Genomic DNA, 16,081 nt, shown 5'->3' with positions numbered 1-16,081 from the left:
AGATTTTATTATCTTTAATTTACGCAAAGGTATACAATACCTTATTAATTTTAAATACTGTCAAAAAAAAGCATGTTAAATTATACATTGTTTATCTTTGACATTCTAAAATTGAAACGAAAATATCCACTGGATCTGTATTGGGGAAACAGATTTTAGTGATAGTTAATCTTTATTTAATTGGTATATAAAAGTTAAAAAGTTTAATGAATTTGAGCGAAACTGACCTACAAAGTGCTTTAAAAAAACATTTTGGGTTTAGTCAATTTAGAGGACTACAGGAAAAGGTAATACAAAGTGTATTAGAGAAACAAAATACATTTGTTATAATGCCTACAGGCGGAGGGAAATCCCTATGTTACCAACTGCCTGCTTTGATGTGTGAAGGAACTGCTATCGTGGTTTCTCCGTTAATTGCACTAATGAAAAATCAAGTCGATGCTATTCGAAGTATTTCATCGGTTGAAGGTATAGCACATGTGCTTAACTCATCTCTCAATAAATCAGAGGTGAAAACGGTAAAAGGAGATATAATGAACGGTGTTACTAAGTTATTGTATGTAGCTCCAGAATCATTAACCAAAGAAGAATATGTAGATTTTTTAAAATCCCAGAAAATTTCTTTTTTAGCTGTTGATGAGGCTCATTGTATCAGCGAATGGGGTCATGATTTTAGACCAGAATACCGTAATCTCCGTAATATTATTAGAAGAATAGGGGAAGATATTCCTATTATCGGTCTTACTGCTACGGCTACCCCAAAAGTGCAAGAAGATATTCTTAAAAATTTAGCGATGAGTAATGCCAATACATTTAAGGCATCATTTAATCGACCAAATTTATTTTATGAAATACGACCTAAAACAAAAAATGTAGATGCTGATATTACTCGCTTTGTAAAACAAAATAGCGGTAAAAGTGGTATTGTATATTGCCTTAGTAGAAAACGAGTAGAAGAACTTGCACAAACATTAGAGGTTAATGGAGTAAAAGCTGTTCCTTATCATGCTGGATTAGATGCTAAAACCAGGGCAAAACATCAAGATATGTTTTTGATGGAAGACGTGGATGTAGTAGTAGCTACAATTGCTTTTGGAATGGGAATTGATAAACCCGATGTACGTTTTGTGATCCATCATGATATGCCAAAAAGTATAGAGAGTTATTATCAAGAGACCGGCCGTGCAGGACGTGATGGTGGAGAAGGGCATTGTCTTGCATATTATGCTTATAAGGATATCGAAAAACTAGAAAAATTTATGAGCGGAAAACCTGTTGCAGAACAAGAGATTGGTCATGCTCTGTTACAGGAAATAGTTGCTTTTGCAGAAACCTCTATCTCCAGGCGTAAATTTATATTACATTATTTTGGAGAAGAATTCGATGAGGTCAATGGAGAAGGAGCAGATATGGATGATAACATCCGCAATCCAAAGAAAAAACATGAAGCACAAGACGAAGTAAAATTACTTCTAGAAGTGGTTAGTAAGACAGGAGAAATTTATAAATCCAAAGATCTGGTCAATACACTTATTGGTAAAAGTAATGCATTGATTATCTCTCATAAAACACACCAACAACCTTTCTTTGGAAGCGGGAAATCTAGAGATGGGAAATATTGGATGGCTCTTGTACGTCAGGTATTAGTCTCTGGATATCTTCGTAAAGATATTGAAACGTATGGTGTCATTAGAATTACTAAAGAGGGTAAAGACTTTATAAAAAAACCGACAAGTTTCATGATGACAGAAGATCATATTTATGATGAAACTAATGATGATTCTATAGTAACAGCAGCAAAATCAGGAGCAAAAGGAGGTGGTGATGATAAATTAGCTGGAATGTTACGAGATTTAAGAAAAACAGTAGCTAAAAAATTAGGAGTACCACCATTTGTAGTATTCCAAGATCCTTCTATTGATGATATGGCTCTTAAATATCCAATTAGTGTAGAAGAACTAGCAAATGTTCATGGAGTTGGAGAAGGGAAAGCAAAAAAATATGGTTCTGCATTCGTAGAATTGATCGCAAAATATGTAGAAGAAAACGATATTATGAGACCTGATGATTTTGTCGTTAAAAGCACAGGTGCTAATAGTGGTCTTAAACTATATATTATACAAAACGTAGATCGTAAGCTACCATTGGATGATATTGCTGCTGCAAAAGGTATGGATATGACCGCTTTTATTAAAGAAATGGAAGCTATAGTATATAGTGGTACAAAACTTAATATAGGATATTGGATTGATGAAATTCTAGATGAAGATCAGCAAGAAGAAATTCATGAATATTTTATTGAAGCAGAAAGTGATAAAATAGATACTGCAATAGAAGAATTTGATGGAGATTATGATGATGAAGAACTTCGTTTATATCGCATAAAGTTTATTAGTGAGGTGGCGAATTAATTATTCAGTATTTTTAATACTTAAAAGAGACAACCTTTTTAGATTGCCTCTTTTTGAATAATGATTTAAGCTTCATGATCTAATGGATTGCAAATAGGTAATCCATGGATGTTACAATAAAATGGTCCAGAAAAACAACCTGTTGATGGTCCTGCGCCACACTCTGGAGGTAATCCGCCATTAATTTGTTTCTGGACATTTTTCTTTATTGAATTAATACCTTTTAGATTTAAAATGTTTTGTAGCATAATTTTTAGGTTTTTAAGGATTAACGATTCTTTTTGATAAATTTTAGATGTATACTTAAATTATATTAGTCTCAAAATACTCAAGTAAAAAATTAAATAACCACTTCAATTTATTTACAATATTTAGATTCTTTTTCTATAAACTGATAAGCGTTTACAAGTAAGATGTGAACGCAGTAGAAAAATAAATAAAGCGTTATGTTTATTAGAGAGTTTTATTCATATAGATAGGATAAACTATTCTCTTAATTAAAAACGTATTAAGTTTTTTAACATGATGTAATTGTTTAATAATTAGTATGTTCCTTGAATACTTATAGGCACTCAAGGAATATGTCCGAGATTTAAAAAAGTTTTTAAGCAACAAACTACTTCTGATGAGTGGCTTGTGCTTTATTAAACTAATCTAAGATTAAACGTTTAATGACAAATCATACAAGTATTATTACCTAAATACACTCCGCCATATTGTGCACATAAAAAAGAACTTATATGAGTGCGAACCCTTCCTCCTGTATCACCACAAGGAGTATCAACAGATATTAACTCTTCTTTAAAACCTCCTTTGACTGATTTTTGTTCTTCTTTGTTTAATTTTTTTGCGTGATTTAATTCTAAAATGTTTTTTAACATGCTGTAATTGTTTAATAATTAATATACTCCTCGAACATTTATAGACACTCAAGGCATATGTCTGATAAGCTTCTTTTTTGTTAATCGTTTCTAGAATGGAGCTATTTATAGGTAAGATGAATATAATTTGTAAATAACAAATAGAGGTTCTGGATATTCAGGAAGTTGAAGATTCAGAACGTATTTTTAGGTTTTTTATAAAAAATTAAACCCTTTCAAGAAGATGTTGATCTTTAAAAATACTAAGTTGGAAATAGAGGGAGTATTATAATAACCTTTTGTTTAATAAAAGAATAGCATTTACTTATCTTTGCAACTCAAAAATTAAAACGTTAAAAAAGATATTGCTATGCAAGACGGATTATACGCAAAATTTAATACAACAAAAGGAAGTATCCTTGTTAATTTAGAATACAAAAAGACACCGGGAACGGTTGGTAATTTTGTAGGCCTTGCGGAAGGAACTATAGAAAATGAAGCTATTCCACAAGGGAAGCCATATTATAATGGACTTAAATTTCATAGAGTAATTGCTGACTTTATGATTCAAGGAGGAGATCCACAAGGAACCGGTGCTGGTGGTCCTGGATATCAGTTTGATGATGAAATACATTCAGATCTTAAACATGACGGACCAGGAGTTTTATCTATGGCTAATGCAGGCCCAGGAACAAATGGGAGTCAGTTTTTTATTACACATGTAGAAACAGCATGGTTAGATGGAAAACATACCGTATTTGGTAAAGTTGTAGAAGGATTAGATGTGGTAAATGCTATAGAACAAGGTGATGAAATTGAATCTTTAGAAATAGAAAGAGTTGGTGCAGAAGCAGAAAACTTTAATGCAGTTGAAACATTTAGAAGTTTTAATGGAGCAAAAGCAGAGCGAGAGGCAGCAGCTAGAAAAAAATCTGAAGAATTATTAGAAGAACTAGCAGCAGGATTTGATAAAACAGAGAGTGGTTTACGTTATAAAGTAATCCAAAAAGGAGATGGAGTTAAGGCCGAAAAAGGAAAAACTGTTTCAGTACATTATAAAGGAAGTTTAACAGATGGCACGGTGTTTGATTCTTCTTATAAGCGTAACCAGCCTATTGATTTTGCATTAGGTGTAGGACAAGTAATTTCTGGATGGGATGAAGGAATTGCTTTGTTACAGGTGGGAGATAAAGCACGATTTGTGATTCCACCTTATCTCGGATATGGAGAAAGTGGTGCCGGTGGTGTTATTCCACCAAATGCAACGCTCATTTTTGACGTCGAGTTAGTAGCGGTAAAGTAGATTTATATCTATCATAAAAAAGTTTTCAAAAGTCCCTGACTATTTCAGGGACTTTTTTAGTATTATCTTTTATGTAAAATGTATTTAAAGTTATGAATATTTATTTTTTATCAAAAAAGGCATGAAATTAACACAGTAAATTATTAAATTAATAGTAGATTTTAACAGTGAAAGCTTTATTTTTAACTTTTTATATTTTTTTTAACAAATTTTTTTTAATTATATTAAAAGTGTTTCTGTTAAAAAATAATATTTGAATAGTAAAATCCCCTAATTTATTTATATTTTAACCCCCAATTGCTAGACCCCCTAGATATGAAACAAGGACTTATCACATTTATTTTTCTCTGTACGCTCCAACTTGCCTTGGGACAGGGAAAAGAAGAAATTCTGGAAAATGTCAAAGATCAGATGGAGATCATTGATAGTTATATAGAATTTGAAACCTTTTATTTAGACCCTGAAGAGTTTTTAGATAAAATGGCTGACCATGGAGCAGAGCTTAATGGATATTACGAACATGAAAGACTTAAGAAAATTGTTAGAAAAGTAGGTACCAGAACAGCAGATGTTGTGACCGAATTTTATTTCTGGAATGATCAGTTAATCTATGTGAACTACAAACAAAGACCATATACAGAATCCAAAAATGCAAATGGTCAGAGGATTTTGGATTATTCTAATGCCTATACAAAGTATGAATCAAAACATTATTTTAATAATGGTGAAGAGGTTGAAACAAAAAAGATAGGAGAATCTTTAGAAGAGATTACTACAGAAGAAGAATTTGTGAAGTATGCTAATAAAATGAAATCCTTATTGGACAATAAGTTTTATAATAGAAATATCTATGAAAACTTACAAGGGAAATGGATGTTTATTCAGAATACTGAAGATTATATAATCTTTGAAGGTACTATACGTTTCAATTTTTATAATGGTAAGTTTGCAAACCGTTTAAAAACAAGAATTGAAGAAGATGTCTTAATTTGTTTCTTTCCGATGGATGATAGAATTTATCGATATAAAATAGGAAGCATAGACAACAATGTACTTACTTTAATCGATCTTTCTTCACAAGAAGAGTTTGTATACGCAAAAGTAGATTAAATGTTAAAATTATGAATCTAAGATATCCTATAGGAGAATTTAAATGCCCAGAAATTATAACTCCTGATCACATACAAAAATGGATATCTGATATAGAAGAACTCCCAGGGAAGTTATCTAAGCTCGTTTCTGATTTTACAGAAGCACAATTAGAAACGCCCTATAGAGAGGAGGGGTGGACTGCAAGACAAGTTATACATCATATACACGATAGTCATCATAATGGGTACATAAGATTTAAGTGGGCTCTGACAGAAAATAAACCACTAATTAAGGCATATAATGAGCAATTATGGGCTGAATTATTCGACACTAAATCGGCACCAATTTATTTATCAGTAAATGTAATAAGTGCTTTGCACGCTAAATGGGTTTATTTTTTAAAGGGACTGTCTTCTGATGATATGAAAAAAGAATTTATACATCCAGAAGGAAATGTGAGTATCTCATTAGCAGAAGATATAGGTATATATGCCTGGCATGGAAATCATCATTTGGCACATTTGCAGATTATAGCAGAACTCTAAAGAGTTAATATCATTCTTTGCATTTCTCGATAATTATCCTTTAAACCAGGATAGTCTAAGTTGTAAAAAGAAATGGTCTGAAACCCTAATTTTTGATAAAATAATAATGCAGGACTTGTCGTCATTACATCAAGCCATATTACTTTTTTGTTCAAAGCTCTTGCGTAATTCTTAATGAATTCAATTCCTTTTTTACCAATCCCTAACCCTATAGATTCTTTTAAGAGGTAAATTTTTTCTAATTGAAGAGCTTCAGAACCATCAAACCCTTCAACGTTTTCATGGGTTCTGATTTTTAACATGCCAAGTGTTTTGTTTGCTTGTTCAATTAGAAAATAAATGATATTATCAATTTTAAAATCTTCTCGAAAAGCATTTCGATTAAAACTTAAATTGATGTAATAGCTTGGATCATCGTTTTTCCAGATGTGAGTATAATGTTCTGGGTAAAACTGTTGACTTACTGAAACTAAACGTTCGATATCATGTTTGGAGCATGTTTTAAAAACAATTTCTGAAGGCATAAACTATTCTTTCCATTTGATATTACAACCAATACTTGGTTTTTGATTTTCAGAAACTTTAGCATTACGAAGCACAGCATCCAATGCTTGACGCAAATCACGACCATTTACGGGAATGCCATTTCCAGGTCTGGAATCATCAAGTTGTCCTCGATAAATTAGTTTTAATTCAGCATCAAACAAATAAAAATCAGGAGTACATGCTGCATCATAAGCTTTTGCAACATCTTGAGTATCATCAAATACATATGGGAATGTGTAATTGTTTTTACGTGCTGTCTTCCACATTTCTTGAGGAGCATCCTGCGGATATTTTTCAATATCATTACTGCTAATGGCAATAAAACCAAACCCTTGAGCTCGATAATCATTTGCAATCCTAACAATTTCCTCATTCACATGAATAACAAAAGGACAATGATTGCAAATAAACATTACAACAGTTCCTTTTTCTCCTTTAATATCTTTTAAAGAAACGTTGTCGTTAGTAATGGTATCAACAAGCGTGAAATCTGGTGCTATTGTGCCAAGAGGTAGCATATTTGAAGGAGTACGTGCCATAATATTTTTTATTTTTTGAAAGGATCCAAATTACAATTTTCTATACTAATAAGTCTAAAAAATGGTATCTTAGTTACAACTGAACTGAACTTTATGCAATAAAATATTGTACCCGTTTAGGTGATTCAAAAAATGTTTGGTAAGAAATAATATGACACTACAAGATTGGAAAAATTCAGGGACTCATTTTTTGTATAAAAAAAAACACAAAATATTCTATAAAGTAGATGGAGAAGGAGAGCCTTTATTGCTTATTCATGGGTTTCCAACATCATCCTGGGATTGGTGTAAAATGTGGGAGTCTCTTATCGAAAAATATGAAGTTTATACCTTGGATATGATGGGGTTTGGTTTTTCTGCAAAACCAACAAATTTTGAGTATACAATTTCAGCTCAGGTAGACTTATGGGAGGTTTTTTTTAAAGAGAAAAACCTTACTTCATTTCATATCCTTGCTCATGATTACGGGGATACTGTTGTGCAGGAGATGCTAGCAAGGTTTAAAGAAAATCCGACATATGAGTTTGATATTAAATCCGTTTGTTTTTTAAATGGAGGCATGTTTCCGGAGACCAACTTTCCAACCTTTACTCAAAAATTATTATTGACACCTTTGGGGAGTGTTCTAAAACATTTTATGGGTAGAAATACGTTAGCTAAGAATTTTAAAAAAATATTCGGAAGAGAAACACAACCCAGTGAATTAGAAATCGACGAGTTTTGGGAAGTAATAGATTACAATTCTGGCAAAAATATTATTCATAAATTGATAAGATACTTAAAAGAAAGAGATATTTATAAAATTAGATGGAGAGAGGCTATACAGCATACAAAAGTACCAAAGCGACTTATAGATGGTGGTATTGATCCGATTTCTGGAAAACACATGGCAGAATTTTATCAAGAGATAGTTCCCAATGCAGATGTGGTTATGTTAGAGAAAATAGGACATTACCCACAGGTTGAAGCTCCTGATGAAGTATTGTCCCATTATTATTCTTTTAGAGAACAGCTATAATTTATTCTTTTTGTATCCTCTTTACATTTCGTCACTAAAGAAGATGGCATTCATTAGTAGCTTATTTGTACCGTACCAAAACGCTCTAAAATTAGTGTTGTCAGTAAATAAAATTACATTTCCTTTTCCAAAATTGTTATGTCTGAAAGGTACTGTGCCTGATAATGAATCTAGATTCTTTTTGCTGATATATCCACTTAACAAAGGCTTTTTTGTATACTGAATCGGATTATTATAGCTCTGTTTATCTGGTTTTATGAATAGTTTTGTATTTCTAAATAGTGAAATTCTATTGTTCTTATATCCAAAATTAATAGGATGAGAGCGATCGATTTTCGCATCAAAAATAGCTCCACCAATTACTTGAGCTCCTCTAAAGTCTCGCTTTTGCTCAAAAGAGATGTTTTTGGCATCATTTTCTGGTGTGGTAAATTCAATTTTCATAAACTCGTTATTCTTAAAGAATTGAGCAGCATTTCTGTATCCTATTAATGTTCCCCCATTTCGAATCCATGTTTTAAGTTTTTCTGATTTTTCTTTATTAAAACTTTGTCTCCAGCTATTAGGAAGTATGAGATGCGTATACCTGGATAAATCAGTTCTTCCAAAATTATCTGTAGTTAATTTTGTAATTGGAATATCATAACGTTGATCCATTAAGTGCCAGATTTCACCAGAATCATAGGGCGTGATCCCAGTACCTGTAAATAAACCAATCCTAGGTAAAGATAATGCTCTAAATTGATTACTCCCCAGATCTATACCTTTAGTTAATCCTGTAGAAACACCAGTGATATCAATGTGATTATTTGTGGACACTTTTTGTAAAAATGCATGTAGTTCTTCTTTGTTTAGTTTCTGATTTTGAACAGGAACTAGTATTGTTCCATAGTCATATTTCTTGTTTTCTAAAGAAAAAGGGTTCATCCCAACTTTTGCTCGTAATCCTTTTGCTAATATTTGATATAATGCTTTTGGCCCATAGTATTCATGCCATTCTATTAAATATGCATAATTACTTTTGTTGACCGCATTTGCTCTTCGATGAGATAGGTTTGATACTTCAGTTCCTAAATTAGATACAGAGGCATTATCTGTATAATCAAGGTTAAAAGCAAGTGGAAATGTCCATGCAGAAATATCATAGAAAAGACTATCCTGAAAAGTAGTTCTTTTTTCAAAAATGGCTTTAAGTAATCGTTTTTGCTTTTGGTTCTTTGGTATAATATAACTGTATCCTTTTTTAAATGTTTTGCCTTGAGTTGTTATATCTTGTTTAAGTTCATGTATTTTGATTTGATGTCTTTTAAGAATTTCTGCTAAGTGATAGGATGATGCAGCGTCCTTTTCATTACCAAAGATGTAAGCATCTTTTGACAATTCTTTTCTAGCATCATTATAGAAACTACGTTTGTAATCTAGTAATTCTTTACGCATCGTTTTTGCAGCTTCTAATGTAGAAAGTGTAGCTGTAAATTGATTTCTTATAGTAAAAGGAAAAGTAAGGAGTCCGTTATCGGTTTGTTGTGCATGACCTCGAGAACTACCTTGTTCAAATAAAATACCGATACCTCCATTAATATCAGGAAAAGTAGATCCTTTACCATAATAGAAGTCATCAAAATTTTCTTCTGTATAATACAATGAACCTATGTTATCTAATGCTTTTGCATGGTAATTGGCAATTTTTTTTGTTAATTTCTGATTTAGTTTAGGGGTTAATGGATGAGTTCTGGATTGTATTCCTGGTTGAAAAAAGAAGGTGCTATTTGATCCCATTTCATGATGATCAGTCAAAATATTAGGATACCACTGATGAAAAGTTTTAATACGAGCTCTAGACTCTGGTAATTGAACGGGTAGCCAGTCTCGATTCATATCAAACCAATAATGATTTGTTCTGCCTCCAGGCCATATTTCGCTATATTCGCGATCTTGAGGATCCGAATTAATATTTTTACTTTTATTCGTATTTGCCCAATATGCAAATCGTTGTAAACCATCAGGGTTTAATGAAGGGTCGAACAGGATGACAACGTTGTTAAGTAACTCATCGATTTCTGATCCTTGAGCTGCTGCCAAATGATATGCTGCTATTAGCGATGCATTAGAGCCGCTAGGTTCGTTGCCATGGATAGAAAACCCCTGGTATACAATAGCTGGAAGATTTTCCAGATTTAATCCTTCAGACCCATTTTCTGTGAGTTGAATATGTTTTTTTTGAATTTCTTGAAGATTCTGATGATTTTGTTGTGATGTTATAGTAAGTAATAGTATTGGTCTGTCTTCAAATGTACTCCCTCTATCTTCAATCGTGATTCTTGGTGAAGCTTTTGCTAAAGCTTTCATGTAGCTTACAAGTTTATCATGCGTTACATGCCATTTTCCAGGTACATATCCAAGAACACTTTGAGGAGTGGGGATTTCAGGATTATACGTTGTGTTCTTTGGAAGATAATACGCTAAAGAAATATCATTTTGAGAAAAAGATGATATACTGGTAATCGCAAAAAAAATCGTAAAGATATATTTCATTTGAGTTATTTTTTGATGCGTGAATATAAAAAAAACCGCTTCAGTGAATGAAGCGGTTTACATAACTTTAACTTAAGTAAGTTATATTTTTCTAGATATCATCAAAGCTTACATCTGTAAAGCTTTCTGTAGATGCAGTAACTCCTTCTCGGTTACTGTTATCTGTGTCTTTTTCATATGATTTTTGAAAATCTTTTTGGTGTCTTTCGCTGATAACTTCTTCTCCTTTTTCTTCAACAATGAAGCTAGTCATCTCCTCTAAGATTTCTGAAAAGCCAACAAAATCTTCTTTGTAAAGATAGATTTTGTGTTTCTTATAGTGAAAAGATCCATCATCATTGGTGAACTTTTTACTCTCAGTTATTGTCAAATAATAATCCCCCGCTTTAGTAGCTCTTACGTCAAAGAAATATGTTCTTCTTCCTGCTCGTAAAACTTTTGAGAAAATTTCTTCTTTATCCATCATTTCATTATCACTCATAATCCGTATTTATTAATTAATTAATATGTTATGATGGTTTCAAAAATCCAAAAAAATTGTTAATCGCACAAAAAAAACTCAAGTTTCTTTTTCGCTAAGTTGTTTTAGATAAAGTTCTTTATAGTAGCCTTCGGTGCTTATTAGTTGATTATGAGTACCTTGCTGTGTTATTTTACCATCTTCTAATACAATAATTTTATTTGCATTTTTAGCAGTAGATACTCTATGACTTACTATAAATGTGGTCTTATCTTTAGAAATTTTGTTAAGATTATTCAAAATTTGCTCTTCTGTCTCGGTATCTACAGCAGATAAACAATCATCAAAAAGCAATATTGAAGGGTTTTTAATTATTGCACGAGCTATAGAAACCCTTTGTTTTTGACCTCCAGAAAGTGTTATTCCTCGTTCTCCAAGTACAGTTTGATATCCTTTGCTAAAATCTATTATGTTTTTATGTACCACGGCATTTTTTGCAGCTTCGTGAACTTCATCATCAGTGGCATTTTCATTACCGAATTTAATATTGTTCTGTATGGTATCACTAAACAAAAAAGCATCCTGTGGGACATACCCAATATGTTTTCTTACATCGGTTAAATTTAGGTTTTTTATGGGAGTTCCGTCGATACGTATTTCGCCAGAAGAAACATCATATAATCTGCCTATAAGATCTAATATTGTCGATTTTCCAGAACCTGTTTTACCAATTATACCTATTGTTTCTCCATTTTTAATTTCAAAAGTTAAGTTTTGTAATGCTGTTATATTGGTATCATCATAGGTAAAAGAAACATTATCAAAACTAATATCTCCAATAATAGGAGTATTTTGTGAAACTGTATTGGTAATTTCTGGTTCCTGGCTTAGAAATTCATTAATCCTTACTTGAGAAGCTTCAGCTTGTTGCACAATAGAGCTTACCCATCCAACAGTCGCTACTGGCCAAGTTAACATATTTACAAATATGATAAATTCTACAATTACCCCTAGATCTTGTATAGTGCCATCTATAAATTGTTTTCCTCCAATATAAATAACCAAAATATTACTAAACCCTATTAATAAAACCATTAGTGGAAAAAATAACGCTTGAACTTTAGCCAAATCCAAATTTTTATCTTTGCTGGTATTAGATAATTTTGTGAAATTTTCTTGAGTTTGAGGTTCAATACCATATGCTTTGATTACAGTAATACCACTAAATGATTCTTGAGTAAAAGTGGTTAATTTCGATAAAAACTCTTGTACAATTGTACTACGTTTATGAATAGCAACACTTAATTTATAGATTGATATTGATAATATAGGTAGCGGTGCTACAGTATACAATGTGAGTTCTGGTGCAATACTAATCATATATCCAATTACTACCACAAATAAAGTGATCGTATTTACACTGTACATTATAGCAGGGCCAACGTACATTCTAACTTTAGATACATCTTCACTAATTCGGTTCATTAAATCACCCGTTCTATTTTTCTTATAAAAATTAAGTGATAATTTTTCATAATGTTGAAATACTTCATTTTTTAAGTCAAATTCTATAAATCTTGATACAACAATAAAAGTCTGCCTCATTAGAAATGTGAAAAAAGCAGAAATCAGTACAGCCCCAATAATTAAGAGAATATTAAGGATTAATCCGCTTTTTACTTCAGCAATATCTGTTATATCATTATTTATATATTGTTCTACAACATCTACAGAGTCACCAACTAAGGTAGGAACCATTGTAGCAAAAATTCTTGCAATTATGGTAATTACCAAGCCAATAATAAGTCTGTATTTATATTTTAAAAAGTATTTGTTTAGATGGCGTAATGCGCGCATAAAGGAGAGGTGTTTTGAGATCTATTTATTAATAAATTCGTAAAATTTAATAGCTTTAGGTTTGAAATTGATAAAAATATGCTATTTTAGCATCCTGATTTTGAATATAATATAATCATAACGTTTTAAAATTCTCATAACATGATAACAGAAGTGTTTACTGCAAACCAATTAAAAAAAGAAGCTCCTGTATTTGGTCAACTATCTTTTGATGATCACGAACAAGTTGTTTTTTGTCAAGACAAAGATACAGGATTGAAGGCAATAATTGGTGTGCATAACACAATTTTAGGACCTGCATTGGGAGGAACCAGAATGTATGATTATGCAACAGAATGGGATGCTCTTAATGACGTACTAAGATTATCTAGAGGTATGACCTACAAAGCGGCAATCACTGGTTTAAATCTTGGAGGAGGAAAAGCAGTTATTATAGGAGATCCTAAAAAAATAAAAACTCCTGAGTTAATGAAGCGCTTTGGGAAGTTTGTGCATACGCTAGGCGGAACATACTATACTGCTGAGGATGTAGGTATGGAAACTTCTGATATGGATACCGTAAGAGAAGTTACACCATATGTAACAGGAATTTCTGAAGCAAAGGGAGGTGCAGGTAATCCGTCTCCAGTAACTGCTTATGGAGTGTATATGGGAATGAAAGCAGCTACAAAATTTGCATACGGTACTGATGGATTAGAAGGAAAAAGAATTTTGGTTCAGGGAATAGGTCATGTAGGTGAAGAACTTGTTCGTTTAACATCAGAAGAAGGTGCTAATGTGGTAATAAGTGATATTAATCAAGAAAGATTAACAGAAGTTAGTAGCAAATATGGTGCAGATATTTATAGAGGAGACGATTTATACGCCGAAACAGCAGATATTTATGCGCCTTGTGCTCTTGGAGCAACGGTAAATAATGATACTATAGATAAACTAAAAGTAAAGGTCATTGCAGGTGCAGCAAATAATCAATTGGCAAATGAAAATATTCATGGCTCTTTATTGCAAAAGAAAGGAATAGTATATGCTCCTGATTTTTTGATTAATGCTGGAGGGATTATAAATGTATATGCAGAGATTGAAGGATATGGAAGAGACCAAATCATGGCTAAAACACAGAATATCTACGATACTACTTTGGATATTTTGAATAAAGCAAAAGCTACTAATATGACTACAAATGCTGCAGCAATCAGTATTGCCGAAGATAGAATTACTGCCGGAAAAAATAAACAGTAAATGTATTTATAATGGTTAGATAGATTTAAAGAGATCTTGTTCTGACCTATTAGTTATAAGACAAAGTAAAATTTTAAAAATATTACTGGATAAAAATAAAATTTTACGATTGGTAGATTAAAAATAATAGTATTTTTGCAGGGCAAAAGTTAAAATGACTTTTGCCCTTTTTTAATATAAAGTTCTTTGTAATTTTCTATGTTAACCAGAAGACATATTAGAGTAAAAGTTATGCAGTCTCTCTATTCGATAGAGCAGACGCAAAGTGACAACCTAGGAAAAGAAGAAAAATTTCTTCTTTTCAGTATTGATCAGATGTATGAATTATTTCTTATAAATATTCAACTACTGGTAGAAATTAGAAAACAAGCTACTGACTTTTTAGAAAAAAGTCAAAAAAAATACCTTGCTACTTCCGAAGAAAAAAATCCAAATACCAAATTCATAAACAACGAAGTATTATTGTTGTTAGAGAAAAATATTGAGCTCAAAACAGAGCTTGAGAAGAAAAAGATGAATTGTTGGGAATTGGATGATGAGTACGTAGCTATATTATGGAAAGAAATTAAAGAAAGCGATATCTACAAAACATATATGAGTACAAAGCTTACTTCGTTTAAAGAGGATAAGGATTTTGTACTAGATATTTTTAAGGAAATCGTAGCGCCCAATGATAAACTCTATGAATATATAGAGGATAAAAAATTAACATGGGTAGATGACTTACCTTTGGTAAATACTTCAATTATCAAAATGCTACGCAAAATCAAAGCCTCGCATGATGAACATATGGTATTGCCAAAACTATACAAGGATGTAGATGATAAAAAGTTTGCTATCGATATTTTTAGAAAAACAACACTTAATGGAGCAGAGTTTGCTAAGGAAATTGATGGTAAGACCCCAAATTGGGACCAGGATCGTATTGCAGAACTAGATAAAGCAATTATAAAAATGGCCATTTGTGAGTTTGTAAAGTTCCCGTCGATCCCTGTAAAAGTAACAATTAACGAATATTTAGAAATAGCAAAAGAATATAGTACTCCTAAAAGTAGTATTTTTATCAACGGGATTTTAGATAAAATCTCCAAAGAGTATAAAGAAAACGGCAAATTAAACAAAGTAGGCCGTGGACTTATGTAATATTAGAAAAAATAGTATTTTTAACCTCAAATAATTAAAAACCCAAGTAATGAAAAAAGGAATCTTAATTTTGGCCGGAGCTTTTGCGATGACATTTGTTTCTTGTAAAGACAATGCGGCAGAAAAAGTTAAAGAAGAAAATGTAGAGATAGCAGCAGATCGTGATGCAAAAAACGCAGATTTTCCTGTAATGACTTTCTCAGAAATCGAGCACGATTTTGGAACTATCAATGAAGGAGACGTGGTAGAACACAAATTTGCATTTACCAATACAGGTAAAGCTCCATTGGTAATAGTAAGTGCAAAAGGTAGCTGTGGATGTACAGTTCCTGAATGGCCAAAAGAACCAATCGCTCCAGGAGCAACAGGAGAGATGTTGGTTAAATTTAATTCTAATGGAAAACCAAATCAGCAAACTAAGCAAGTTACTATAACTGCTAATACTGAGTCTGGTAAAGAAACACTTAAGATTAAAGCTATGGTTACTCCAAAGGCTAAACCTGTAAGTGGAACACCAGTAAGCGAATAATTTT

Annotated in this window: 15 protein-coding genes; 8 read left to right on the top strand and 7 right to left on the bottom strand. The window is 32.0% G+C overall.

Features of this window, described 5'->3' with window-relative positions; all coding sequences use genetic code 11:
- Nucleotides 1-206: 206 nt before the first annotated feature.
- Nucleotides 207-2,411, top strand: coding sequence for an ATP-dependent DNA helicase RecQ (locus tag FOF46_RS18020; protein ID WP_208746792.1), 2,205 nt, complete (start codon nt 207-209; stop codon nt 2,409-2,411).
- A gap of 65 nt (nt 2,412-2,476) precedes the next feature.
- Here FOF46_RS18020 and FOF46_RS18015 read toward each other — a convergent pair whose 3' ends face one another.
- Together FOF46_RS18015 and FOF46_RS18010 are read right to left on the bottom strand one after the other, a co-directional pair.
- Nucleotides 2,477-2,659 carry a hypothetical protein gene (locus FOF46_RS18015; RefSeq protein WP_109438009.1) on the bottom strand — a complete coding sequence of 61 codons (183 nt, stop codon included), beginning with the start codon at nt 2,657-2,659 and terminating at the stop codon, nt 2,477-2,479.
- A 420-nt stretch (nt 2,660-3,079) separates the two neighbouring features.
- Complete coding sequence (locus FOF46_RS18010) at nt 3,080-3,292, bottom strand: hypothetical protein (protein WP_109438010.1); 213 nt, start codon at nt 3,290-3,292, stop codon at nt 3,080-3,082.
- 349 nt (nt 3,293-3,641) lie between these two features.
- Between FOF46_RS18010 and FOF46_RS18005 the strand changes: the two genes are divergently transcribed.
- The 3 genes from FOF46_RS18005 to FOF46_RS17995 all read left to right on the top strand — a co-directional run bounded on the left by FOF46_RS18005 (nt 3,642) and on the right by FOF46_RS17995 (nt 6,211).
- The gene (locus FOF46_RS18005) at nt 3,642-4,574 is read left to right on the top strand and encodes a peptidylprolyl isomerase (RefSeq protein WP_109438011.1); all 933 of its coding nucleotides are present in this window, start codon (nt 3,642-3,644) and stop codon (nt 4,572-4,574) included.
- Nucleotides 4,575-4,889: 315 nt separating this feature from the next.
- Nucleotides 4,890-5,684 carry a hypothetical protein gene (locus FOF46_RS18000; protein ID WP_109438012.1) on the top strand — a complete coding sequence of 265 codons (795 nt, stop codon included), beginning with the start codon at nt 4,890-4,892 and terminating at the stop codon, nt 5,682-5,684.
- 11 nt (nt 5,685-5,695) lie between these two features.
- On the top strand, nt 5,696-6,211 hold the full coding sequence (locus FOF46_RS17995) for a YfiT family bacillithiol transferase (RefSeq protein WP_109438013.1): 516 nt from the start codon (nt 5,696-5,698) through the stop codon (nt 6,209-6,211).
- Here FOF46_RS17995 and FOF46_RS17990 read toward each other — a convergent pair.
- The gene (locus tag FOF46_RS17990; protein ID WP_109438014.1) at nt 6,208-6,735 is read right to left on the bottom strand and encodes a GNAT family N-acetyltransferase; all 528 of its coding nucleotides are present in this window, start codon (nt 6,733-6,735) and stop codon (nt 6,208-6,210) included. The two genes, FOF46_RS17995 and FOF46_RS17990, sit on opposite strands and share 4 nt — an antisense overlap.
- A gap of 3 nt (nt 6,736-6,738) precedes the next feature.
- Nucleotides 6,739-7,296 (bottom strand): thioredoxin family protein, encoded by a 558-nt coding sequence (locus FOF46_RS17985; protein WP_109438015.1) that lies wholly within the window; start codon nt 7,294-7,296, stop codon nt 6,739-6,741.
- A 151-nt stretch (nt 7,297-7,447) separates the two neighbouring features.
- On the opposite strand from FOF46_RS17985, the gene FOF46_RS17980 reads away from it, so the two are divergent.
- Entirely contained in the window at nt 7,448-8,314 is an 867-nt protein-coding gene (locus tag FOF46_RS17980; protein WP_143917417.1) for an alpha/beta fold hydrolase, read from the top strand.
- 21 nt (nt 8,315-8,335) lie between these two features.
- Here FOF46_RS17980 and FOF46_RS17975 read toward each other — a convergent pair whose 3' ends face one another.
- From FOF46_RS17975 to FOF46_RS17965, 3 genes are all read right to left on the bottom strand, one after another.
- On the bottom strand, nt 8,336-10,849 hold the full coding sequence (locus tag FOF46_RS17975; protein ID WP_143917416.1) for a M14 family metallopeptidase: 2,514 nt from the start codon (nt 10,847-10,849) through the stop codon (nt 8,336-8,338).
- Nucleotides 10,850-10,940: 91 nt separating this feature from the next.
- Nucleotides 10,941-11,330 carry a PUR family DNA/RNA-binding protein gene (locus FOF46_RS17970; RefSeq protein WP_109438018.1) on the bottom strand — a complete coding sequence of 130 codons (390 nt, stop codon included), beginning with the start codon at nt 11,328-11,330 and terminating at the stop codon, nt 10,941-10,943.
- Between the two features lie 78 nt (nt 11,331-11,408).
- Complete coding sequence (locus FOF46_RS17965) at nt 11,409-13,166, bottom strand: ABC transporter ATP-binding protein (protein ID WP_109438019.1); 1,758 nt, start codon at nt 13,164-13,166, stop codon at nt 11,409-11,411.
- 141 nt (nt 13,167-13,307) lie between these two features.
- Here FOF46_RS17965 and FOF46_RS17960 point away from each other — a divergent pair, with 141 nt between their 5' ends.
- From FOF46_RS17960 to FOF46_RS17950, 3 genes are all read left to right on the top strand, one after another.
- Nucleotides 13,308-14,405 carry a Glu/Leu/Phe/Val family dehydrogenase gene (locus FOF46_RS17960; protein ID WP_109438020.1) on the top strand — a complete coding sequence of 366 codons (1,098 nt, stop codon included), beginning with the start codon at nt 13,308-13,310 and terminating at the stop codon, nt 14,403-14,405.
- 231 nt (nt 14,406-14,636) lie between these two features.
- The gene (gene nusB / locus FOF46_RS17955) at nt 14,637-15,548 is read left to right on the top strand and encodes a transcription antitermination factor NusB (protein ID WP_109438261.1); all 912 of its coding nucleotides are present in this window, start codon (nt 14,637-14,639) and stop codon (nt 15,546-15,548) included.
- A gap of 49 nt (nt 15,549-15,597) precedes the next feature.
- Entirely contained in the window at nt 15,598-16,077 is a 480-nt protein-coding gene (locus tag FOF46_RS17950) for a DUF1573 domain-containing protein (protein WP_109438021.1), read from the top strand.
- Nucleotides 16,078-16,081: the final 4 nt, after the last annotated feature.

Source organism: Aquimarina algiphila (assembly GCF_007489275.1).
GTDB lineage: Bacteria > Bacteroidota > Bacteroidia > Flavobacteriales > Flavobacteriaceae > Aquimarina > Aquimarina algiphila.
The sequence above is the reverse complement of the archived record's forward strand: the minus strand, read 5'-3'. Positions and strand labels throughout refer to the sequence as shown.

Excerpts from the sequence above, each read along its gene's own strand:
- FOF46_RS18020 (WP_208746792.1), top strand. The coding sequence starts at position 207 with ATGAATTTGAGCGAAACTGACCTACAAAGTGCTTTAAAAAAACATTTT.
- FOF46_RS18015 (WP_109438009.1), bottom strand. The coding sequence starts at position 2,659 with ATGCTACAAAACATTTTAAATCTAAAAGGTATTAATTCAATAAAGAAA.
- FOF46_RS18010 (WP_109438010.1), bottom strand. The coding sequence starts at position 3,292 with ATGTTAAAAAACATTTTAGAATTAAATCACGCAAAAAAATTAAACAAA.
- FOF46_RS18005 (WP_109438011.1), top strand. The coding sequence starts at position 3,642 with ATGCAAGACGGATTATACGCAAAATTTAATACAACAAAAGGAAGTATC.
- FOF46_RS18000 (WP_109438012.1), top strand. The coding sequence starts at position 4,890 with ATGAAACAAGGACTTATCACATTTATTTTTCTCTGTACGCTCCAACTT.
- FOF46_RS17995 (WP_109438013.1), top strand. The coding sequence starts at position 5,696 with ATGAATCTAAGATATCCTATAGGAGAATTTAAATGCCCAGAAATTATA.
- FOF46_RS17990 (WP_109438014.1), bottom strand. The coding sequence starts at position 6,735 with ATGCCTTCAGAAATTGTTTTTAAAACATGCTCCAAACATGATATCGAA.
- FOF46_RS17985 (WP_109438015.1), bottom strand. The coding sequence starts at position 7,296 with ATGGCACGTACTCCTTCAAATATGCTACCTCTTGGCACAATAGCACCA.
- FOF46_RS17980 (WP_143917417.1), top strand. The coding sequence starts at position 7,448 with ATGACACTACAAGATTGGAAAAATTCAGGGACTCATTTTTTGTATAAA.
- FOF46_RS17975 (WP_143917416.1), bottom strand. The coding sequence starts at position 10,849 with ATGAAATATATCTTTACGATTTTTTTTGCGATTACCAGTATATCATCT.
- FOF46_RS17970 (WP_109438018.1), bottom strand. The coding sequence starts at position 11,330 with ATGAGTGATAATGAAATGATGGATAAAGAAGAAATTTTCTCAAAAGTT.
- FOF46_RS17965 (WP_109438019.1), bottom strand. The coding sequence starts at position 13,166 with ATGCGCGCATTACGCCATCTAAACAAATACTTTTTAAAATATAAATAC.
- FOF46_RS17960 (WP_109438020.1), top strand. The coding sequence starts at position 13,308 with ATGATAACAGAAGTGTTTACTGCAAACCAATTAAAAAAAGAAGCTCCT.
- nusB (WP_109438261.1), top strand. The coding sequence starts at position 14,637 with ATGCAGTCTCTCTATTCGATAGAGCAGACGCAAAGTGACAACCTAGGA.
- FOF46_RS17950 (WP_109438021.1), top strand. The coding sequence starts at position 15,598 with ATGAAAAAAGGAATCTTAATTTTGGCCGGAGCTTTTGCGATGACATTT.